The sequence below is a fragment of the Acinetobacter sp. BZX-2 genome (assembly GCF_055179795.1).
This window is the reverse complement of record NZ_CM143686.1, coordinates 1,382,078-1,404,225: the sequence shown is the minus strand read 5'-3', so window position 1 is coordinate 1,404,225 and position 22,148 is coordinate 1,382,078. Positions and strand designations below refer to the sequence as shown.

19 protein-coding genes and 7 pseudogenes are annotated in these 22,148 nt (G+C 35.8%); 2 read left to right on the top strand and 24 right to left on the bottom strand.

What is annotated here, in order from left to right:
* Window positions 1-289 precede the first annotated feature (289 nt).
* Window positions 290-862 carry a DUF4291 domain-containing protein gene (locus ACY45D_RS06490; RefSeq protein ID WP_463108951.1) on the top strand — a complete coding sequence of 191 codons (573 nt, stop codon included), beginning with the start codon at window positions 290-292 and terminating at the stop codon, window positions 860-862.
* A 150-nt stretch (window positions 863-1,012) separates the two neighbouring features.
* On the opposite strand, the gene ACY45D_RS06485 is transcribed toward ACY45D_RS06490, so the two are convergent.
* The 20 genes and pseudogenes from ACY45D_RS06485 to ACY45D_RS06390 form a co-directional block, all read right to left on the bottom strand.
* Window positions 1,013-1,339: a hypothetical protein gene (locus ACY45D_RS06485; RefSeq protein ID WP_463108950.1), complete on the bottom strand. Its 327-nt coding sequence runs from the start codon at window positions 1,337-1,339 to the stop codon at window positions 1,013-1,015.
* Between the two features lie 719 nt (window positions 1,340-2,058).
* A pseudogene (locus ACY45D_RS06480) lies at window positions 2,059-2,535 on the bottom strand (VENN motif pre-toxin domain-containing protein); the annotation flags it as partial.
* 34 nt (window positions 2,536-2,569) lie between these two features.
* Complete coding sequence (locus ACY45D_RS06475) at window positions 2,570-2,989, bottom strand: DUF6911 family protein (protein WP_463108949.1); 420 nt, start codon at window positions 2,987-2,989, stop codon at window positions 2,570-2,572.
* 248 nt (window positions 2,990-3,237) lie between these two features.
* Window positions 3,238-3,744, bottom strand: a complete 507-nt coding sequence (locus ACY45D_RS06470; protein ID WP_463109430.1) for an IS630 family transposase — start codon at window positions 3,742-3,744, stop codon at window positions 3,238-3,240.
* A gap of 20 nt (window positions 3,745-3,764) precedes the next feature.
* Entirely contained in the window at window positions 3,765-4,142 is a 378-nt protein-coding gene (locus tag ACY45D_RS06465; RefSeq protein ID WP_463106851.1) for an IS630 transposase-related protein, read from the bottom strand.
* Between the two features lie 35 nt (window positions 4,143-4,177).
* Entirely contained in the window at window positions 4,178-4,519 is a 342-nt protein-coding gene (locus ACY45D_RS06460; protein ID WP_463108948.1) for a hypothetical protein, read from the bottom strand.
* A 1-nt stretch (window position 4,520) separates the two neighbouring features.
* Entirely contained in the window at window positions 4,521-6,353 is a 1,833-nt protein-coding gene (locus tag ACY45D_RS06455; protein ID WP_463109444.1) for a VENN motif pre-toxin domain-containing protein, read from the bottom strand.
* A 360-nt stretch (window positions 6,354-6,713) separates the two neighbouring features.
* Window positions 6,714-7,103, bottom strand: coding sequence for a hypothetical protein (locus tag ACY45D_RS06450; RefSeq protein WP_463108947.1), 390 nt, complete (start codon window positions 7,101-7,103; stop codon window positions 6,714-6,716).
* 9 nt (window positions 7,104-7,112) lie between these two features.
* The gene (locus ACY45D_RS06445; protein WP_463109443.1) at window positions 7,113-7,802 is read right to left on the bottom strand and encodes an EndoU domain-containing protein; all 690 of its coding nucleotides are present in this window, start codon (window positions 7,800-7,802) and stop codon (window positions 7,113-7,115) included.
* A gap of 248 nt (window positions 7,803-8,050) precedes the next feature.
* Window positions 8,051-8,603 (bottom strand): annotated as a pseudogene (locus tag ACY45D_RS06440) (VENN motif pre-toxin domain-containing protein); the annotation flags it as partial.
* Between the two features lie 50 nt (window positions 8,604-8,653).
* Window positions 8,654-9,013 carry a ribonuclease toxin immunity protein CdiI gene (gene cdiI, locus ACY45D_RS06435; RefSeq protein WP_463108946.1) on the bottom strand — a complete coding sequence of 120 codons (360 nt, stop codon included), beginning with the start codon at window positions 9,011-9,013 and terminating at the stop codon, window positions 8,654-8,656.
* Window positions 9,014-9,916: 903 nt separating this feature from the next.
* Window positions 9,917-10,411 (bottom strand): annotated as a pseudogene (locus tag ACY45D_RS06430) (VENN motif pre-toxin domain-containing protein); the annotation flags it as partial.
* A gap of 124 nt (window positions 10,412-10,535) precedes the next feature.
* Window positions 10,536-10,910, bottom strand: coding sequence for a hypothetical protein (locus ACY45D_RS06425; protein ID WP_463108945.1), 375 nt, complete (start codon window positions 10,908-10,910; stop codon window positions 10,536-10,538).
* Between the two features lie 157 nt (window positions 10,911-11,067).
* Complete coding sequence (locus ACY45D_RS06420) at window positions 11,068-11,469, bottom strand: Imm63 family immunity protein (protein WP_463108944.1); 402 nt, start codon at window positions 11,467-11,469, stop codon at window positions 11,068-11,070.
* A complete protein-coding gene (locus ACY45D_RS06415; RefSeq protein ID WP_463109442.1) occupies window positions 11,469-12,104 on the bottom strand; it encodes a TNT domain-containing protein in 636 nt (211 codons plus the stop codon). Before ACY45D_RS06415 ends, ACY45D_RS06420 begins: the two co-directional genes overlap by 1 nt.
* Window positions 12,105-12,281: 177 nt before the next feature.
* Window positions 12,282-12,722 (bottom strand): annotated as a pseudogene (locus tag ACY45D_RS06410) (VENN motif pre-toxin domain-containing protein); the annotation flags it as partial.
* Between the two features lie 66 nt (window positions 12,723-12,788).
* Window positions 12,789-13,148: a ribonuclease toxin immunity protein CdiI gene (gene cdiI, locus ACY45D_RS06405; protein WP_463108943.1), complete on the bottom strand. Its 360-nt coding sequence runs from the start codon at window positions 13,146-13,148 to the stop codon at window positions 12,789-12,791.
* An 8-nt stretch (window positions 13,149-13,156) separates the two neighbouring features.
* Window positions 13,157-16,093, bottom strand: a pseudogene (locus ACY45D_RS06400) (hemagglutinin repeat-containing protein); the annotation flags it as partial.
* A 156-nt stretch (window positions 16,094-16,249) separates the two neighbouring features.
* Complete coding sequence (locus tag ACY45D_RS06395) at window positions 16,250-16,771, bottom strand: hypothetical protein (protein ID WP_463108942.1); 522 nt, start codon at window positions 16,769-16,771, stop codon at window positions 16,250-16,252.
* Window positions 16,761-18,230, bottom strand: a pseudogene (locus ACY45D_RS06390) (VENN motif pre-toxin domain-containing protein); the annotation flags it as partial. The pseudogene ACY45D_RS06390 and the gene ACY45D_RS06395, both read right to left, overlap by 11 nt.
* A gap of 94 nt (window positions 18,231-18,324) precedes the next feature.
* Here ACY45D_RS06390 and ACY45D_RS06385 point away from each other — a divergent pair.
* A complete protein-coding gene (locus ACY45D_RS06385) occupies window positions 18,325-18,873 on the top strand; it encodes an RNA 2'-phosphotransferase (RefSeq protein ID WP_463109441.1) in 549 nt (182 codons plus the stop codon).
* A gap of 79 nt (window positions 18,874-18,952) precedes the next feature.
* On the opposite strand, the gene ACY45D_RS06380 is transcribed toward ACY45D_RS06385, so the two are convergent.
* From ACY45D_RS06380 to ACY45D_RS06365, 4 genes and pseudogenes are all read right to left on the bottom strand, one after another.
* Window positions 18,953-19,354, bottom strand: a complete 402-nt coding sequence (locus ACY45D_RS06380) for a hypothetical protein (RefSeq protein WP_463108941.1) — start codon at window positions 19,352-19,354, stop codon at window positions 18,953-18,955.
* A gap of 989 nt (window positions 19,355-20,343) precedes the next feature.
* Window positions 20,344-20,859, bottom strand: a pseudogene (locus ACY45D_RS06375) (VENN motif pre-toxin domain-containing protein); the annotation flags it as partial.
* 47 nt (window positions 20,860-20,906) lie between these two features.
* Window positions 20,907-21,404, bottom strand: a complete 498-nt coding sequence (locus tag ACY45D_RS06370) for a contact-dependent growth inhibition system immunity protein (protein ID WP_463108940.1) — start codon at window positions 21,402-21,404, stop codon at window positions 20,907-20,909.
* A gap of 260 nt (window positions 21,405-21,664) precedes the next feature.
* Window positions 21,665-22,147, bottom strand: a complete 483-nt coding sequence (locus ACY45D_RS06365; protein WP_463108939.1) for a contact-dependent growth inhibition system immunity protein — start codon at window positions 22,145-22,147, stop codon at window positions 21,665-21,667.
* Between the last annotated feature and the right edge of the window lies 1 nt (window position 22,148).

Sequence of the window (22,148 nt, the reverse complement as noted above, 5' to 3'; positions counted from 1 at the left end):
GTCAGGTGAATATTGTCGTAAATATTCTTCCTGTTTTACAGCATCTAGATTTTTATAATAATCCAGTGCTTCACTATTTTGAGCCAATTGCCCAAGTACTTTTTGCTTTTCAGTTTGTTTATCGAGTTCCGCTTGCTGTTGCTGATTTTGATTATACGTCCGTGTTGCTGCTGCAATTGTAGAGGTCGCATCTGCTACTAGTATCAAACCTCTTGGTCATCTCCAGTAGGTCTGCTCTATTAAAACTATGTTATAATATTACTTCTTTATGTATATTTTAAACTACAAAATGACTAAACCCTACCACCAAATTAGGGCTTACTATACGGATAAAACTATCCGTATATATCAAGCATACTCGAATATAATTGCTGACTCGGCATTAAAACATAATACTTTCATTTCCCCACCATTCAAAATTGATAGAATGACTTGGATCAAACCTTCTTTTTTATGGATGATGTATCGTTCTGGATGGGCTCAAAAAGATGCTAATCAAAAAAGAATATTAGCTCTTGATATAGATAGGAATGGTTTTGAATGGGCTTTGAAAAATGGCTGTTTAAGTCATAAACCTGAATACTTAAATAATGAAGAATGGAAAACTTATAAAAATAAACATCCTGTTAGAATTCAGTGGGACCCTGAAAGAGATATCTTCTCACAACCGTTATCCTATAGAACAATCCAAATAGGATTAGGTGAAGAAGCTGTACTAAAATATATACATGAATGGATTAGCACTATTACTGATATTACTGATGATGTACTAACTATTAAAAACTTAATAGATACTGGTGATCTAGAAAATGCAAGAAAAATGCTCCCTATTGAGCATATCTATCCTTATTTTTTCAATTAAACTTTAAAAAAAATAAATTCAAAACCTTAGCAGATTTAATTATAAACACCCTAATTTCATTATAAAATTAAGGTGTTTATCTAATACATTAAAATTTTATAAAATAATTTTCTTTCGTTAGAAAACTACCCTTCAAAACTAAAATTAAAATCAATTAAAACCACTAAAAATACCGTATACAACTTTACCATTCTCAATCTCATTTTCAAACTCTGACTGGCTTAACATTTCATTTGATAAAGATTTATATTGTTCCTGAATATGAGATTGCCAACTGGTAATAGGCATTTCATAGACAGGAGGTACAATTTCATCCAAATAGATTCCATCACTCATAAATTGATTCAAAATTTTTTTTACAGCTTCTTCATAAGAATTAGCATTAATATAACAATTTACGAAAGCCTTACTCATAGTTAAAGGCATAATTGTTTCAGCCAAAGCATGGACTTTGCATAATATTATAAAAACTTTCATTTTTTAGGTACCTTTTTCGGATCTAAAGGAATTGAGCGTATTGTCTTAGGATCTAAAGCTTCCCTAAACATTTGAATCTGTTCAGGTGTTCTTAATCCATATTGATCAGTTGCTTTATTAATATCTACTACTATTGGAGCTGTAGGATTTAACTTAGCTGCTTCACTTTTATCATATATAGATGTTTCTCTAAGCTTATCTAACAGTTTTTTATCTACATCAACTGCCGTAATAGTAGCTTCACCTTTTCTGTTTAATATTGCAAATTCATGAGCTCGTGCTTCATCCCCAAAATTTAAGAATAAAGCACGCTCATTACCACTTTTAGTTGTAACAATAGGTACTTCACCCTCTGAATTAATTCTAGGAGTAAATTGAATATCATCAACTCTATATACTGTCACTTTTTCTTCGGGATTACTTTTACTAAACCACCCTCTAAAAGTATCAAGAGCTCCTGTATACCACTTACTTTTGGATGCCATTACAACTATCGGTTCTAATTTTTGTACAGCTAACTCAGGCACTAATATAGAAGCAGCTAGTTTCGGCGGTTCAAAAATCCACCCCTCTATATATTCCTTTGCTTGTTTGTTTTCAGGCTGACCATATTCATAAATTAACTTTTGAGTCTCTTCATCGTTTAAGCCCTTATCTTGAGCATACTTGACTATAGATTCATAACCTTGCCCCCTTTGAGAATTAAGAGGAAAAGGCACGCTCATTTCATTATTCTCTACCGCATTCTGCCCAACCACACCCGCAAGTTGGGCATTAAACGCTGAATCTCCAACTGTTCCACCTACTACAGCGCCTATTGCAGCTGTCAGGTCTCGGATTTGGGTTTTTACATCCTCAGGCAATAAGTTGGGTTGGAACTCTCCATTGGCATCTTGATATTCTTTTTTATCTTTATATTGGTTAGTGAGATAATCCGCTGCCGCTTCACTCGCAACTGCTGCACTTCCTCCAGCTACTGGATTACCATTATTGACATAAGCCAAGGCTGCTCCAAGTATCGCATGGCTAACCAGTTGCGCTGCGGTGTTCTTATCTTCGCCATGTCCAAACTCTTTACCTATGGCATAAGCAGCATATGGAGCTAATGTATTACTTGCAACTTATAGATCAGTTTGCCCACCAAGTGCACCTGTGACTGCCATCGTGACTGCATTTACAGCTCGGCTCTTGTCTCCATCTATGGCTTATGTTAGTTAAACGAAAAAGTTTTCAATTTAACAGGTCTTTTGAAACATTTCCTGTTTGATTAAATTCAACAAAGCATTTTTTTACTAATTCAAAATCTTGAATTATAGTCGTTGCTCCATAAGGCTCTCCTAAAATATTTTGAAATTCGCCTTTTGGAGCATCAGGATTATATGGTGTTCTGACATCAATATAACCTTCTTCATCAAAATCTAATAACATTAGTAAATAGTTACCATCTTCAAAATATAAAGTTAATTTCTGTGGTTCAACTTCATCTTTTGCCAAAGTATTTTCTAATTCTAATACGCCATATTTCTGATTTTCGATAAGGTTTAGAGTCATTAAAATATCTATAGTATTTGGATCTAATATTATAGGGAAATACAATCTCCCTTGATTAATAGCACCTGAGTAATACCCTCCCATCTCAATTCGCTTCATTTCCCACCTCTTTCATTAGGTTATTTTATTTTGACATCTAGAATAGCACCATCTACCTTAAACATTTTATTACTCCTTACTTATTTATTCTTGGAAAAAAATAACCAACACCCTCCATATTTAAAATATTATTCTCTATCCATATTCTATAAATTTTATTAATAGCAAAACCGTGGAAAATTTTTGGCTTTTTTTTCTCAAAATAGGGTATATCAAAATAAGGTCTATAGCCACATGTAAATTAAAGGCTACATTTCTTTAAATCCAATATCTAAAGCCTCAGAGATAGAAATACTCTGCTGACTTACAATATTTCTGACTTTCCTTTTTAGTACAGACCATGCTTGTTCAATTGGATTTAAATCAGGGCTATATGCAGGAAGATAGGCAATTCGTACATTATACGCTTCCGCAAGCTGTACTATCTCTTTGCCTTTATGAATAGAAGCATTGTCTAGAATCAAAAGATACTTTGACCTAGGTAAATTTTGAAATAAATAATCAAGCCATCCTGTGAATAACTTTCTGTCACATGAACCTTGAAAAACTATTGGTGACAAAAAACTGTATGGGGAATTTGATCTCACGGCACTGAGCATACTTATTCTTTTTCCATGACCACCTGATTTTAAATCTTGACAACGTTTCCCTTTAAATGACCAGCCATATTCTGCTGTCTCAGCACTGTTTATTCCAGATTCATCTACATACAGAATATTTTCCTGACCATATTCACTTTCCCATTGAGGGAGAATCCATTGAAATACCGTTCTGCTTATTTTGCAGGCTTGTCTGTAGAGGAAACTCTTTTTTTATGAGTCCAACCTAATTTATGAAGTGCAGCAAGCACGACATCATAAGTAATCGCATATCCAAACTGAATTTCAAATAAGGCAACTAAGTCTTTTGCCTGTGAAAACTTTGTATTTTCCACGAATACTTTGAATGCCTGCCAATCCTTAATGGATGATGGTCTACCAACATTGACAAGTTTAGGCTGAGCCAGTTGTCCAGTCTGCTGTTCAAGTAGAATCCAGTCATCCAATGTTGTTCGGGCGATGTTGAAAGTCGTGCAGGTATTTGATTTATGGTTGCTCTTTGTGTAGAACTCCATGACTTTCTGACGTAAGTCTTCTGAATATATTTTTGGCATGTAAAAACAGTTTAAAAGAATTTATCTATTGTAGCTCAAAAATATCTTTTTTCTATATTTATTAATAAATCTTGAGCATCAAATAATAATTTACAAAAATATTCAGGATATTTCTCCAATAACTCTTGAGCAGATGGATAATTTAGAAAAAATAAGAATTCTCTTTCTTCTTCTGGTACAGAATTTTCATCATCAAGCTTATAATCATATATAAACTCATCAATAGTTTTCTTACAAACCCCCATAAATGAATCCAACGTCTCCGTCCATACAAATTTTTTTGCGAGATTACCTAAATCATCTCTGCCGTATTTTATATCTCTATAATCCACTTCGTTTTGCACATCAAGAATTATATGATCTTCTACTTTAAACATTTTATTTATCCTTATAATTAGGTGGTGTAATAATTACTCTACCATCAGGAAAAACACTTATTGCCCCCGAACCAAAATAAACTTGACCAGCTTTTTCATCTTTTGCTCCACGAATACCATTTCTTTGAAAAAATTCCTCAGGTGATTTAATTGTTGCAATCGATTTTGTAGAATTTCCAGGAATAATCCTCGTTTCTTCTAATTTAAGCGATGAATCCAATTGATTTGATTTTTTTTGAATTTGTTGAATAGCCTTCCATGCTTGATTTGCATTTAATGAGCCAAAACCTATATCAATATCGCTTGTAGATGAATTATTTCCTCTAACTCGACTTCCCCCCATAACAATTGATGTATTTTTACTCGCTCCTGCTTCTAAAATTATTTTTGCCTGTTCAATAGATAGTCCCTCTATTGAATTTGATAAAAATTTAGCTTGTTCATCCAGTGAGTTAAATTTTAATTCAGTATAAGTTGGGTATTTGTTAAAAATTGATTTTTCAGTATAGCTAATATTTGTTTTACCAGTATGTACACTATATACGTCAGGCGTTTTATTAATAGGTTCAACTTTAGGTATAGTTGTTTCACTTTTTGCATTTTTCAGAGGTGTAATCACTTTGCCTACAAATCCAGCACCCAATGCACCTTCAAAAGCTGCACCTGCAACACCTGCATTTGTACAAGAGGATCGACTGCCTCCCGCTGCATCACAAATCCCTGTAGTAACTGTACCTATAGCACTTGTAGATGAAGTTTGAAGCCGAGTAATTGAATCGCGATCATATTGTATATTAGCATCACTTAAGAACAATCTATTGTAACTCGCATATAAATCCGTTAAAGCAGATTGTCTATTTGAATCTGTACTTGTACCATTCTTTATTTTTCCTTCACTAATTCCTGCTTGCAGTAAAGCAAAGATCATTCCTTGATTTTTAACATTTTCAACACTAATACTATCTCCTAATGAGGGTCGGTAATTCGCATATTGCAACATTAATGTTGATAATGATTCTATTTCACTGTTGGAAAGACCTTCTAATCCATATTTTGCAAATTTATATGTCACATGAGACTGGGTAATTGTGTCATCAGCATATAACCATTTGACTCCTACTGACTCTGATATACTACTTAACAAGTCTTGTGTATCTACTAAATATTTACCAGTACTTGTATCTGTTTGTTTTGCTAATATTTTTTGGAAAGTTTCTGCGGTAACATCTTCATCCTTTTTGCCATGTAAGCCTAATTTTGCCACATCTTCATAAACAGACTGTGGAACCTGATCAATTGGAATAATACCTAAACCAACTAAAACTTCATATCGATTAAATGTTTGTGTTTCGGGTGGAAGTTCATAACTTTTCGTACCATCCGCATTCACCATGTGTAATGTATTATTTTCAATTACATTTTTCCCAATTGCTCCTGATATTTGGGCATTAAACGCTGAATCTCCAATTGTTCCACCCACTACAGCACCTATCGCTGAGGTCAGATCTCGAATACTTGATTTAATATCTTCTGGTAATAAATTCGGATCAAATTCACCTGTTTTAGGATTGATTGCAGTTTTACCATCATTGTAGCGACTTGCTAAATAGGTTGCGGTTGCTTCACCCGCAACTGCCGCACTTCCTCCTGCGATCGGATCACCACCATTAACATAGGCTAAAACTCCTCCTAATATTGCATGGCTTACCAATTGTGCCGTTGTATTTTTATCTTGTTCCTGTCCGAATGTTTTACCAATTAGCTGTGAAACATAAGGAGCCAGTAAATTTGTTGTAGCTTGTACATCTGTTTGTCCACCAAGTGCGCCAGTCACTGCCATCGTAACTGCATTTACAGCTCGGCTCTTGTCACCACCCATACTCCATTCTTTTGTGACTGCCTTCTAACTGCCTTCTAATTGGCAAGATCAGCAGCATATGCATAAATATTGGGCAAGATTTAAATATTCTGATGTTACGTTCAAAGTTGAAAGAACCTCATATTAGTAACTTTTAATTTGATGGCATAAAGCCCTGAAAGTTTAGGCTTTCAGGGCTTTATTGTGTATGTGTAACAACGCATTAGCTATTTAGTCTTGCAATTCGGAAAGAGACCATATATGAAACGAACTAAACTTACAGACGCAATAAAAATGGGTGACTGTCTGATCAGATTTAAATTCTCGAAAATTGAGTTAATACTCTAAATATATAATATTATCCAAAGAAGGAGTAGATGAATAGAAATCCACCCAGTTTAGTAAAATTGATTTAAAAGCATCGTAATTTATATTGACAAAGTATTCTTCATCATACAAAAAACTAATTTTCACGATATCATTATTACTTTCTGCCATCCAACTCTCTCTAACCCAAGTATTAATTTTATTTTGACTATTTATTAATTTATCGACACCATCTTTCAAACTTAAAAGAGTCGTTTCTTTTGAACATCCTCCATCATCCATTAATATTCCACTCAAGCAATTCACGATATTAATATCACTATCTTTAATATTACAAGATGGAATTAAAATTGGAGAGCCTAAACTCATATCTTCAAAAAAATAAAATTTGATTTGCATCTTACTCACCTATGGTGTCCAAACAGGATAGACTGTTGTTTTCGGTTGTAAATAACCTCGAACTTTTACTCCACTTGGTGTAGTACCTTCCCACATATTTGGTTTATTTGGTACTGAAATTCTATTTTTATAAGCGGTATCAACCTCAACTTTAACCCTATCTCCACTCCAACTATTTGGAAACATTGTCGAAACTCCATTATTATTACTTTTACTTATATACCTACCAGCATTATTTGGATCTGCAACTGAAACTCTAGCTTCATACACTCCACTCTTATCAGGTGCGCGAACAATACTATCTACTCTAACATTTCCATTAGCAATAGAATGCCCACCAACAACGGTACCATTACTCTTTATTTCGGCCTTTAAAACATGTCCATTAAAATCGATAGGAGCAGTTACATTTCCAACCCGTTTACTTGCTTGCTGATTTATTATACTGTCATTCTGCTTATTCGTTAAATTAGCCCCTTTCTCATTATTTTTAATACGTTCTAAGGCTACTTTTTCTTCACTAACTTTATTAGTCACGTTACTTTGCGAAGTACTTTGGTTCTTAGATTTTATAGCTCTCCCAACACCAATTGAAGATACAATCATCGCGTAACGTACTGCGTCTTCATCACTAATGTTATATTTAGTTTTAAATTGTCGTGCTAACTCCGTATTATAAACAAATCCTTCTGCAGCCATTTGCTGTGAAAATAAACCGCTTTCATAGAATGCTGGTATATTCTTACTTTTATCTATTGCCTCTCGTATTGCTGTTCTTGAATTAATAATAAACCCATATTTTTCCTTACATAGAACAGCATTAACTGAACAAACTGAGGCTAACTCTTTATCTTGATTTAACGCTAACTCCTTATATTTTTCTATTACCTGATCACAATTATTCTTAGCTTTACAATTCCCCATTTCTTGATCGAATTGCTGAATTTGCTTAGCTGATAAATAATTATTCTCCACAGCATTCTGTCCAACCACGCCAGCAAGCTGTGCTTCAAATGCTGAATCGCCAACAGTTCCACCTACCACAGCGCCTATCGCAGCAGTCAAGTCTCTGATTTGGATTTTAGCACCTTCTGGTAATAGATTCGGATCGAATTCACCTGTTTGTGGATTAATTGCAGTTTTACCATCATTGTAGCGACTTGCTAAATAGGTTGCTGCCGCTTCACTTGCTACTGCTGCACTACCGCCAGCAGTCGGGTCACCGCCATTCACATAAGCTAAAGCCGCACCCAATATTGCATGGCTAACTAGTTGCGCTACGGTGTTCTTATCTTCACCATGTCCAAACTGCCCGCCAATCACTTGTGCAGCGTATGGTGCAAGGGTATTGGCTGCAACTTGTAGATCTGTTTGTCCACCAAGTGCACCTGTGACTGCCATGGTCACAGCATTCACAGCTCGGCTCTTATCGCCACCCATACCCCAGTCTTGGTTTGCTTGACTTGCCTTCGCGTAGTCAGGTGAATATTGTCGTAAATATTCTTCCTGTTTTACAGCATCTAGATTTTTATAATAATCCAGTGCATTATTTAATATCCCATTTCCTCAATATCTTTAATAAATTGCATTACAGTTAACCTATCTTTTGGATTTAATTCTAGAAATCTATTACATGCATCTTTTGTTAAACTAAAACCAATTTTTTCAGAGACAATAATTTCTGCCCCATAAATTCCAAAATTGATACCTTCAAAATCTTCTTCAGGATTATCACTATCTTTATCAGGAAAATTGCAAAAAGACTCTTCAACACTACAGCCAATTCTTTTAATAATAAATGGGAGTGCCCAAATAAATTTACCAGTTAAATTGATTGAGTTGAAAAAATCTTTAACTATCCAATTCAGATCATTTTCATAATCTAGGTTTTTAAAAAGATATTTACTCATTTAAGGCTTACCTATAGGAAAGAAATTAGTAACAGTTCCTGTACTTTTATCTAAGTATACTTGAAATTTGATTCCACCAGCTGTAGATGTATATTCTCTCACCCCATTTTGTATCGCTACTTTATAACCTTTACTAGCAGCTGTTTGCCCTAACTCCAATATCTTAGTATCTGTAAACACTTTTGGATCATAAATTGTTTTAGTAAACGGTTTTTTCTTATACCCAGTAATATTTCCTGCTGGATCAATAGATGGAATTTGATAGGAAATTTCATCTATACCCTTTACTCCTGTTGGAGTTTTATTAATGATTTTAATATTATTTTGTTTAGCAGAATCATAGAATGCATCTGCATTATGTCCACCAGAAATACCTGCTTTTTGAGTAAAACTATCAGCAGTTGCTAAATGCGTAGGTTGATTGATTTTGAAATTAATTCCTTCTGGTGTCTTGGCTAAAATATATGCATTTTTTATCTTTTCCACTGCCTCAATAGTAACCGTACCACCTTTTTTAACAACTGTGACCGTACCTGCACTTAGTGCCGCTGAAAGTACATTGAGTGTTGCCGTCATTTCAGCTTCGCCCAATGCTTCAAACTCTGCTGGTGTATCCCCTACCGCATTCACTTTTACGATGGTTTTACTTGTGTCTATTATCTCCCCAGGGATTTGTTTCACACCTTCATATACAGCTTTTGCTACACCTTTCGGGTCGTTCTTAATCGCTTCATAGACCTCTTGCGGTACGTTCGGTAAGTTCTTTATATCATTTACAAATTTTGATACCGCTTGATCTTGCCCTTTTCTAAATGCTGCTTCTTGAACTACATCCATATTTTTATATTGTTCTGCGCATGCTTTATTCCAGCATAATAATGAGTTCGAGATACTTTGTTTGTATGAAGTCTTATTATTCTCCACCGCATTCTGCCCAACCACACCCGCAAGCTGTGCTTCAAACGCAGAATCTCCTACAGTTCCACCTACTACAGCGCCTATCGCAGCTGTCAGATCTCGGATTTGAGTTTTTACATCTTCAGGCAATAAGTTGGGTTGGAACTCTCCATTGGCATCTTGATATTCTTTTTTATCCTTATACTGGTTGGTGAGATAATCCGCTGCTGCTTCACTTGCGACCGCTGCGCTACCTCCTGCTGTTGGATCACCGCCATTCACATAAGCCAAGGCTGCACCTAATATCGCATGGCTTACCAGTTGCGCTGCGGTGTTTTTATCCTCACCATGTCCAAACTCTTTGCCTATTGCATAAGCTGCGTATGGTGCAAGGGTATTGGCTGCAACTTGTAGATCTGTTTGCCCACCAAGCGCACCTGTGACTGCCATCGTGACTGCATTCACAGCTCGGCTCTTATCGCCACCCATACCCCAGTCTTGTGCTGTTTCTGATGCTGTTTTATAACGCTCAGAGTTATTTTTGAGTATCTCTTGTTGTTCTACAACATTGGTTGACTTTTGGTATTGCTCCCATTCAGCACCTTGCGAGATGTCCTAGCAAAATTCATAGCTCATATCGTCTAAAAATATCATAAATCTCATCTTTACGATTCGGTTGTTCTTTTAAGACATTCTCTAGCCCCTGTCGAATATGAAATTTAACAATTTTTTCTTCATATTCTCCCTCATTAGGCTCTAATCCCATTATTTCATCAACCCAAGCATAATACGTAGTTTTTCCATTATCTTGACTTTCAGGAATTAAGCTCCAGCCCGGATCTCCCCCAACAGGCTCCATTGGATCTTTACCTATAGTACCTCGCAAATAGTATTCTAAATCTTCTCCACCATTAATAATTTCATAAATGCAATATAATAAAGGCACTAAAGGATGCTGAATATCAAACTCAACATATTTGCTTTTATAAGAGAAACTCATTATTCACCTCATTGCTACTACGGTGTCTTTGGATTAATTGGAAATACTGACGGAACATAAATTTTTCCTTTATATGAAGAAACTGGCACTCTAAATGTTATGCCATTTACGATAACTACCTGTTTCGTTTCACTAGTAATTTCAGACATCAAAAACATTAATCGTTATAAGGAACTTCTTCTAATATTTTATTAATACGTGCCTCAGTAACATCCCCCCAATCTGATTTCAGAATCCGAAAAAGTTCAACTTCTTTTTCAAATATTAAACGCCTATTATCAACACCTTCTATTCTATATTTAATCTCATATTTACTTGCTAAAATAAATATAATATCAGACATTATCCAATATAATAATACATCTATATTAATTGTTCTTCTACGCTCTAGCTCCACCCCCCTCTCTTCTACAATATAGAAATATTCATGGTTATTAATTTCAATATATGGTGCACCATCTGATTGAGGTGATGGAAATATTTTTAACAACTCTTTAGGAGAATTTATAATCTCCCCATACTCATACACTTTCTCTTGAATTTCATTAAAAGTTAACATTATTTTATCTCTTTAATATAACCTTGCTCAATTAACCACTGGACATTAACCCGTTGACCAACATTTGGTAATATTTGAATACCTCCACCTTTTTGTCCAAATGCTGGAGCAATCTCTCCTTTAATAATAGGTAGTGGTTTTATTACTTCGTAGTGATAAACTTTTGCTGATGCAGATCCAGGAGCTAATGCTCTTGCCTCATATGTCGTTCCTGCTGGAGCTAAAAAACTACCAGTTGGCTCCCCCACTCTATCTAATCTTGTACCAGTTGTTAATGTGCTTTCAATTTTTTCACCTTTGAAACCTAAATTTTCAGGCCAGTTCCATCCCCATTTATTACTCCCCCCATGCAAATTTTGATACTGTACATATTGCATTCCATCATCAACATTTGCATTTAAATCAACTTTAGAAATCTGACTCTCTGTTGGAATATCTTTTCTTGTATTCGTAATCTTTTCAAGAATCTTTTTCCCATATTTTTTCTCAATCGCAATCGTCAATGCATTATCTGTTAATTTTATCGGTCCAGACAAAGCTTTAGAAAAGCCTAAACTTAACATTGCTGCTTTTGCATCTTCTCGTTCGTTAGGTGTAATTTTCTCCTTACTTACTGGGTCATATTCAGCCCCCATAACTGCTGCAAGTTGGCGAACTGTCAAATTATTAACCAATTCTAACGCATGATCTGAGAAGCTTTTATCTATAGGTAAAACACAACTTTTATTTTTGCAATCTGCTGACCATTTTGCTTGTAATTCCTTATTCTTTTTGGTTTCAGCTATTACCTTTTCAGTCCCTTGAGTAATGATTGAAAATTCATTATTCTCCACCGCATTCTGCCCAACCACTCCCGCAAGCTGTGCTTCAAATGCTGAATCTCCAACTGTTCCACCAACAACAGCACCTATCGCAGCTGTCAGGTCTCGGATTTGGGTTTTAGCACCTTCTGGTAATAGATTCGGATCAAATTCACCTGTTTGTGGATTAATTGCAGTTTTACCATCATTGTAGCGATTTGCTAAATAGGTTGCTGCTGCTTCACTTGCTACTGCTGCACTGCCTCCAGCAGTTGGGTCACCGCCATTCACATAAGCCAAGGCTGCTCCCAATATCGCATGGCTTGCTAGTTGCGCTGCGGTATTTTTATCTTCACCATGTCCAAACTGTCCGCCAATCACTTGTGCAGCGTATGGTGCAAGGCTATTGGCTGCAACTTGTAGGTCTGTTTGCCCACCAAGCGCACCTGTCACTGCCATATGCGGTAAAACTTACCTTTCTCATTTTGATAAGCTTTTTTGCATAATCTAGTAAATACTCTAAGGTATTTTTTCTAATATTTCATTTACCTTACCAATATTTTCTGGATGAAGTGTTAAAAACTTTTTACAAGCCAATCTAACAAAGTGATAACAAGTTTTGTCGCTTACAGTGACAATATTTTCTTGCAAGAGTGGATATCCTATAGCAAATTGAACTCCTTCAAAATGTTCATCGTCCTCACTACTATTCATATCAGGAAAAAAACAATATATACCATCTAACATGTAAGATTCTTTTTCTGCAATATTTTCAACAGCATCTAAAAACCGATCCTCGTTATACATTAAATCAAAGTAACTTTTTACAGTCCCTTCGATATCAAAATGATCATAAGGCAAATCAAATAAATGTTTCATTTTATCCCCTATTTCGGATGAAAATTGCTAACGCCTTTAGTTTTAGGATCAATATATATTCTGAATATAACTCCACCAGCTGTTGCATCATATGCCTGTAATCCTTTAGCCATAGCCTGTTTATAACCATTAATTGCTGCTTTCTGCCCTAATTCAAGCATTCTTTGGTCTGTAAAAATTTTAGGATCATAAACTGTTTTTTCAAATGGTTTTGCTCCATTACCTTTATAATTTCCTGTAAAATTTCCGGCAGCATCTTTAGTTGGTATCTTATATTCAATATGAGTTATACCTTTTACAGTTGTTGGTTTTTCATCTAAAATTTGTATCCCTCTATCTTTAGCTTCTTCATAAAAAATATTGGCATTATGTCCACCAGAAATACCTGCTTTTTGAGTAAAACCATCTACTGTTGCTAAATGCGTAGGTTGTCTAATCTGAAAACTAATCCCTTCTGGTGTCTTGGCTAAAATATATGTATTTTTTATCTTTTCCACTGCCTCAATAGTAACCGTACCACCTTTTTTAACAACCGTGACCGTACCTGCACTTAGTGCCGCTGAAAGTACATTGAGTGTTGCCGTCATTTCAGCTTCGCCCAATGCTTCAAACTCTGCTGGTGTATCTCCTACCGCATTCACTTTTACGATGGTTTTACTTGTGTCTATTATCTCTCCAGGGATTTGTTTCACACCTTCATATACAGCTTTTGCTACACCTTTCGGGTCGTTCTTAATCGCTTCATAGACTTCTTGCGGTACATTCGGTAAGTTCTTTATATCATTTACAAATTTTGATACTGCTTGATCTTGCCCTTTTCTAAATGCAATGCCTTGGGCTTCATTCATTTTGTTATATTGTTCTGTACATGCTTTATTCCAGCAGAATAGTGAGTTCGCTATACTTTGTTTGTATGAGGTCTCATTATTCTCCACCGCATTCTGTCCAACCACACCCGCAAGCTGTGCTTCAAATGCTGAATCTCCAACTGTACCGCCTACTACAGCGCCTATCGCAGCTGTCAAGTCTCGGATTTGAGTTTTAACATCTTCTGGCAATAAGTTGGGTTGGAACTCTCCATTGGCATCTTGATATTCTTTTTTATCTTGATACTGGTTGGTGAGATAATCCGCTGCTGCTTCACTTGCTACCGCTGCACTACCTCCAGCAGTTGGATCACCGCCATTCACATAAGCTAAGGCTGCACCCAATATCGCATGGCTTGCTAATTGCGCTGCGGTGTTTTTATCTTCACCATGTCCAAACTGTCCGCCAATCACTTGTGCAGCGTATGGTGCAAGGGTATTAGCTGCAACTTGTAGATCTGTTTGTCCACCAAGTGCGCCTGTCACTGCCATCGTGACTGCATTCACAGCTCGGCTCTTATCGCCACCCATGCCCCAGTCTTGAGCTGTTTCTGATGCTGTTTTATAACGCTCAGAGTTATTTTTGAGTATCTCTTGTTTTTCTGCAACATTGGTTGACTTTTGGTATTGCTCCCATTCATCTCCACCTTGGGCTTGTAGTTCTGCTACCGCTGTTTGTTCTGTTCTTTGCTTCTCTAGTTCCGCTTGTTGTTGCTGATTTTGACTATACGTCCGTGTTGTTGCTGCAATCGTAGAGGTCGCATCTGCAACGGTCTTTTGCTGATCCAAGACTTCTTGTAAGTTTGGTAAGATGTCTAATGTTTTGTTGGCGGTATTGGCATTGCTGTTTATACCCAACGCTGTGGCTGTGGTTGCTTTACCGCCAATATTGATATTACCTTCGCTTAATGTGGCATAGGTGGTGCTATGGTCTTGGTCTGATTCAGACTGTGGCAGACTTGGACTAAAGCTGGTTGCATTACGCCAGTTGTCATTATTGGTTGGTGTCGCTGCTTTGCTATTTGTTTGGCTACTGGCCTTGTCATTTGTGCCACTGGTTCCACCTGCTAAGCTGACACTTTTGGCATCATACGCACTTTGGTTTTCAATATTGCTAAAGGTCAAACTGTTGGCAGTCAGCTCATTGTTGTCTTTGCTTGCTGTTGAAACAATTGCTCCACCTTTGAGGTCGACGCTGTCTGCTTTGACATGGTAGCCACCATCGCCTGCAAATAAGCCTGTTTGTTGTTGCACGCTGTTGGATTTGCCATTGGCATCACTGCTACTGTAATTACCCGACACTTGCCATGCTGTACCCAGTGAAGCCTGTACTCGACCTCCCACGCCCATTTGTTCAATCTGTTGATTGACGCTGTCTTGTTGGCTGATCACACTCAGTTTGCCACCCACATCCGCATCGATACGGTTGGCTGTGGCTTGCGCACCTTTGAGTGTGGTATCGCCTTGACTCTTTATGTTCAGCTGTTCTGATTGTAAAGTGGTATTGTTTTGAAGGGTGTTGTCAGTATGGTTACTGCCTTTGCCATAGCCTGCTTCTCCGTAGATATAGACACCTGTTTGTGCACCCATAGAGACGCCATATCCCACACTTAAGCCTGCATTGCTATTACTGCCATCGGCTTTTTCTTGGCTTTGTCCAGATTCTAAAAGGATGTCTTTGGCTGAATTTAGGCGAATGGTGTCTTTGGCTTTGACTTGGGTATTTTGGAGGTGAATATTGCCTGCTGTACTGGTCAGGTTGACATTATTCCCTGCGCTGATTTTGTTTTGTTGTGAGCTTGCATAGCTATTGCTTTGTTGGTTTTCACTGGTGCTAAATCCAATGCCTGCTTCTGCTTTAAATAATGCCCCGCCTTGGATATCGCTATAGCTTTGGTAAGCTTGTGCACCTGTTGCTAGTGCTTGTAATGCCTGCGTTCGGTCATCGGCTTTGCTATTGGCAACCTTATCTCCTGCACCTAATAGGTCGAGTATCGGTGAACTAATTCGTTTAAATATACCGACTTTTAAATCATCCGCAGATTGATTTGAACTGCCTATATTGTGATCTTGCAATACACTAAAGAACCCGTCACCAAATCTAAGCTTGTGACACCTGCTGCTGGCATTTTCTCTATGATTTCAGCATTCTAAAAACCGAACTATTAATACAGTTCGATTTTAGATCAGTTACAGCCTATTTATTCCAGAATTAAGAAAACTATTTTAACAGTATCAATAAGGAATGCTTAATGAAATATATCTAATTTCCCCCTTATTGGTATATGAAACATATATTGTAAATGGAATATCTTTAATTTTCCATTTTTGACTTCGAACGACTCCTTCATCATCATCTTTTGTAAATAATGGTGTTCCTAATATATTTTCCAATTCATTTTTTTTCATTGAAAAATCAAAGTTGAATGGTAATCCATTATTATATTGAGAAAACCCTTCAATTCCTTCATTATAAAAAAATATAGTGGTTAAAAATATTTTTTCACCAGTTATAGGTTTGTCTTCTTGATTTAAATAAAATGACTCATCTGTAAATATAAAACTCAATCCTTCTTCATATTTATTAATATAAAAATTATACTCATCCAAAAAATCACCATTCTCATCATATAATGGTAACTTAATATCCTCCTTACTTTTTACAAAGAGATTCTCAACAAAAAATTCGATTAATGTTTCATCAGTATTTGGTTTACCCAGCAAAGATATTAAATGATCAATAAAACTATTTGTCATTCTTTTTTGCCTCCTCATCCATTATGTTTTTCAAAAAATTATCATAATCAGCATTATTTTTACAGCTCAATGTAGTACATGCTTGCTGTAACTTTGTAACATGCTCAGGTGTTAACTCTTTAGCATTTTCTATCATTGCCTTAGAATCCCTAATTTGAGCTGTTTGTAAATCATTTGCATCTTTTTCAATAAGTCCTTTATTATTTTTCCCTGCATATGTTGGGCCTGCGGCATGCACCTCATTTGGTACAGTCACACTCATTCCTTCATTAATAATACGATTTTTCTCTGCTTGAGTTAAAGGTTCTCCCTTTAAATCTTCAGCTCTTTTTAATAATGCAGCTTTAGATGGTTGATGATCTCTAGCTATAGTTCCATCACCTATCACTTTCTTTTGATTTCCATAATTATCGACCCATCCCACATCAAGAGAGATTACCTCTTTATTTCCACCTGTACCAACCGCTTTCGTTGTATCTGCAACATCTAATTTAGGATTTGGTGTTAGAGTTATTCCAATCTGTCCTGCTTGTCCATACTTACTAGGTACATCTACCACCGTTATAATTGGGCTTGTATCTAACGTTGAAACTAACTTCGTTCCACCACCGAGCCCTGCACCGTAGCCTGCTACAAAACCATCTTCAAGCATCTGATTCCAAGATGTATTGTTCCAATAATTAGTCAATGCTGTTGATGTATTATCTATCGGATGTTCTGCAAAGGTTTTTATGCCCGTCCACGTTTCTGCTCTAGCATCAGAGTCCACACCCAATATGACTAAACCTGCACCACCATTTATTGCACCTTCAGCCATACGTAAGAAAGGACGTGATAATGCCGCACCAACAACCATTCCTCCTGAATCGCCATTATCCCGAACATCCGTGATATCTGTTACTCGATCATTCATAAAGGACTGAACAGCTCTTGCACTGTCAGCTATACTAGCATTACTTTCAATATCCTCGGTCTTAACCCCATAATCATTGGATTGACTTGCACTAAAATCCAATCCTGTCTCGGCTTGAATTTTTGCAACAATTTGAGGATTTCCTGATACTAATTTATTATATTCTTCGTCAGTAATTACACTATTCGCTGCAATTTCTTTATCGAATAACATAGAAAATGATTCTTTACTCGGATCTTGAATTGTTGTCCCACCAGTATCTAAACTTAATGTTCCATCCAATCTCTCGAATATATTGTTAGGGACTTCATCTCTTGAAAGTAATCCTTTCGCAACCTGATATTGTAATAAATTAAACTCAATATCATCTTGATCGTAATAAAATTCTGTACCGTTTTTAGTTTCTCTTTTACTATATAATTCATTATTCTCCACCGCATTCTGCCCAACCACACCCCCAAGCTGTGCTTCAAATGCTGAATCTCCAACTGTACCGCCTACTACAGCACCTATAGCTGAGGTCAGGTCTCGGATTTGAGTTTTAGCACCTTCTGGTAATAGATTTGGTGCTAAAGCATTACTGACTACTTACAAATCTGTATAATACGCATATTAGTATTTAAAGATGAAAATTTATAAAATGAGCGAAAAAGAAATTAGTCAATATTTAAGTTTCATCTTACGGCATAAACCAGAAGAAATTAATCTTGAGTTAAATTCTGAAGGTTGGGGAAATATTTCTGAATTGATAGAAAAGTCTCAACCAATTAATAAAACAAAATTAACTTTAAAAATCATCCAAACAATTGTGAAAAATAGTGATAAGAAACGTTTTCAGATTTCAGATGATGGCTTAAATATTCGAGCTATACAAGGCCATTCAAATGTTAACATCCAACGTAAGTTTACTGAGAAAATGCCTCCAGAGTTTTTGTACCACGGCACAGCTACTCGTTTTTTAGAATCGATAAAAAAGCACGGACTAGTTCCAAAAGATCGACAGTATGTGCATCTAACTGAAGATAAGCAAACAGCAGAATCTGTTGGTGCTCGCTATGGAAAACTAAAAACTCTAAAAATTCATACATCAAAAATGTATAAAGAAGGATTCAAATTTTTCCTAACAGAAAATGGAATATGGTTAATTAACCATGTCCCGAATAGATTCATATCAGAATTATCGAGATAATATCCATTTTAACCTGACAGTTACACTAAAAATGAGTAACTGTCAGATCAGGTTTGTGAGCTACTACACCTAATTATTATTAATTTAAAACCTTAAATTCCTCGCAAATAATTTCAAACCTAATATTTTCGGATAAAAAAATCCAAACGAAATGTTTAAGATTAAATATTTTGTTGTAGTGTTTATTAAAAAGTTGACCTGCATCTGAATCTAGAAATTCAACTAAACAGCCTGATGCCATCACGTCTTTATCATCAATATAATTTATTTTAACTAATTCTGGAGTTGGAAAACTAGAATGTTTTAACCACCTCACACCATAGAAAATAATTTCTTTTTCCTTGACTCCAATATCTGTATCAAAAACGAGTATTAATGACAAAGTTAAGTCAGAAAAACTATATCTGATAGCATTCTCACCATAACTAGGCATCCATTGATACGGGTCTAAAATTATACGTGGTTTAGTTGCTATTAACATTTCTATTTCCTTGTAATAGTCTTTGAACCTGTTTCAGGAAGTTTATTACGCTTTAACTGGTCCTGTGCTAACTTATCAAATGTAGTCCCTATCTTCATCTCTGGTACCTGTATACCAGTTTGGTTGTTCCCATACCATTTATCTTGAGAAACCCCTGCACGGTTTAAAGCAGTTGAAGTTCTAGTATTTAGAATTAATTTTTGACCACTTTTAAGCTCAACGTAATCTACAGGTAGCTGACTAACTTTAATTTTCCCTTTCTGTATAGCTAAAGCTAAATCATCAATAGTGTTAATTGGATACCCTGCTAATTTTGAATAATTAGCTTTACCTTCCGCACTAAAACTCTGATCTGCTCTAATTCTAGACTGTGCAAAATTGGCACCTTTAACAGCACCTGCTCCCTCTAGACGACCAAGGACATATTTTGCTTCAGTTAATACTGGAGCAATCATCAAAGCACCATTTACAACTTGTACTGCTCCTTCACTATACTTTCCATCTGCAATTTTTGCCGATCCTTGACCTACATTATAAGATCCTGCTAAACCACCAACATATCTGATTACTGTTCCTAACTTACCAGTCAAACCAAATAATGCAGGTCCTGCTGCTTCTGCTAACTGCTTATCTGTAGAGTTTGCATAACTTAAGGACTGCTTGGCTTTAATGATTGCTTGATTTAACTGTTCACCAGTGTAAGGGTCTGCCGTGCCTATATTAAATTTTGCATCTGAATAAATTTGTTGTGCTTTTTTAGAATCTCCATTTGATGCTTGATTTAATAAATATGTTAAATCGTAAAGTTGTTCGTTACTTAAAGATTTTGGATTTTTAACATACTGTTTTAATAGTTGATCTGAATATTTGTCCATTGCTACTAAAGCCAAGAATTCTCTTGCTTCGTTTTCATTCAGTGAACCATTATTTAAAATTGTGAACACTTTAAAATTAAGACCATTTGCTCCACCTTGCGCCTTATTTATAAGTTCAACTTTACGTTTATATTCTTCAGGAGATAAAACATTATTCTCCACCGCATTCTGCCCAACCACGCCAGCAAGCTGTGCTTCAAATGCTGAATCTCCAACTGTTCCACCAACAACAGCGCCTATTGCAGCAGTCAAGTCTCGGATTTGGGTTTTTACATATTCAGGCAGTAAATTCGGAATAAACTCGCCACTCTCATTTTGGTAGGCAGGGTTATCCTTATACTGGTTGGTGAGATAATCCGCTGCTGCTTCACTTGCGACCGCTGCACTACCTCCAGCTGTTGGATCACCGCCATTCACATAAGCCAAGGCTGCTCCCAATATCGCATGGCTTGCTAGTTGCGCTGCGGTGTTTTTATCTTCGCCATGTCCAAACTGCCCGCCAATCACTTGTGCTGCGTATGGTGCAAGGGTATTGGCTACAACTTGTAGATCTGTTTGTCCACCAAGTGCGCCTGTCACTGCCATCGTGACTGCATTCACAGCTCGGCTCTTGTCTCCGCCCATGCCCCAGTTTAATTCTGAAAAATACTTTAATTTCTACGGTTTCAAAAATTAATTTACTTATAAATACTCGTGCATAAACTCATCGCTTTTCTCGCCGCAACGCCTATTTCCTCATCTGTAGCAGATAATGGTAAAGTTATATCATCAAGATTCTCTATCCCTGTATAAGAATCTTTTAATGTTCGACAAGGCGTAAAACTAATACTCAGCTCACTATAACTGATGCCTACTTTCATTAAATCTTGTTCTAATTTTTTTTTGCTTTTATATCCATATGCTTTAGCTACCCTCTTTATATCTTCATTATTACAATCAATAATTGTTTGAATATTCGCTAACAATTGTTGAGATACTTCTAATCGATTATCATCATCTACTGATGTACTTTCTGCTGCAGCTTGTTTTATTGCATTTCCTAAAATGGAATTATTAACAGTAATATCCAATTCTTTTAAAGGAATATTAACATCACGAAAACTCAGACCAGGTGTAATTGTACTATTCAGCATCACGACTTTACTACTGAAAAACATTTCAAAAACTACACTCATTAATTTACTCCTTTTGTAAAAGTAACAACAACTTTAACATCATTTTTCTTACCATAACTTACCATATTATTAATCACTTGCATTTTAGCTTTTGATGTACCTTTTAGTATTAATATTCACATTTTTATATTTTACATATTTATTATTAAAACCTCTTATCTTTATTTTTATTCGTATATTATATTAATTTACAATTTTATTTTATTAATTCTAGACTAACTTACTTGCACTTTTTGCTAATCTAGAATTTTAATTTATCATTACTTATAAATACTAGTGCATAAACTCATCGCTTTTCTCACTGCAACGCCTATTTCCTCATCAGTAACATTTTTATTTAAAGTTAAATCATTACTCTGTTCCAACCCTAAAAAGCTATAATCCAGCCCATCTTGATGACTTGGGCTAACCAAAATTTTATCGGATAAAGTAATCGATACACTTCTCATATTTTTAAACAAACTTTTTTTAGTTTTATATCCATAAGTTTGCATAAGTTTTTTTTGTCTTTCTTGATCTTTTTCAGACCAAATAGGTGAAAACAAATAGTCACTTACCTGTTCAGCAGGAATCTTATAATTAGCTTCTAGGGCTTTTTTAATTGAATCACCTAGAATTATATTTGATATATCCACAGGTAATAATATTGGCGTAAAATCATAATTAAATACAGATATTCCACCATCAATCCAAGATATCACTTCAATATATTGATCATTAAAATAAACAGTTGCTTCTTTCATC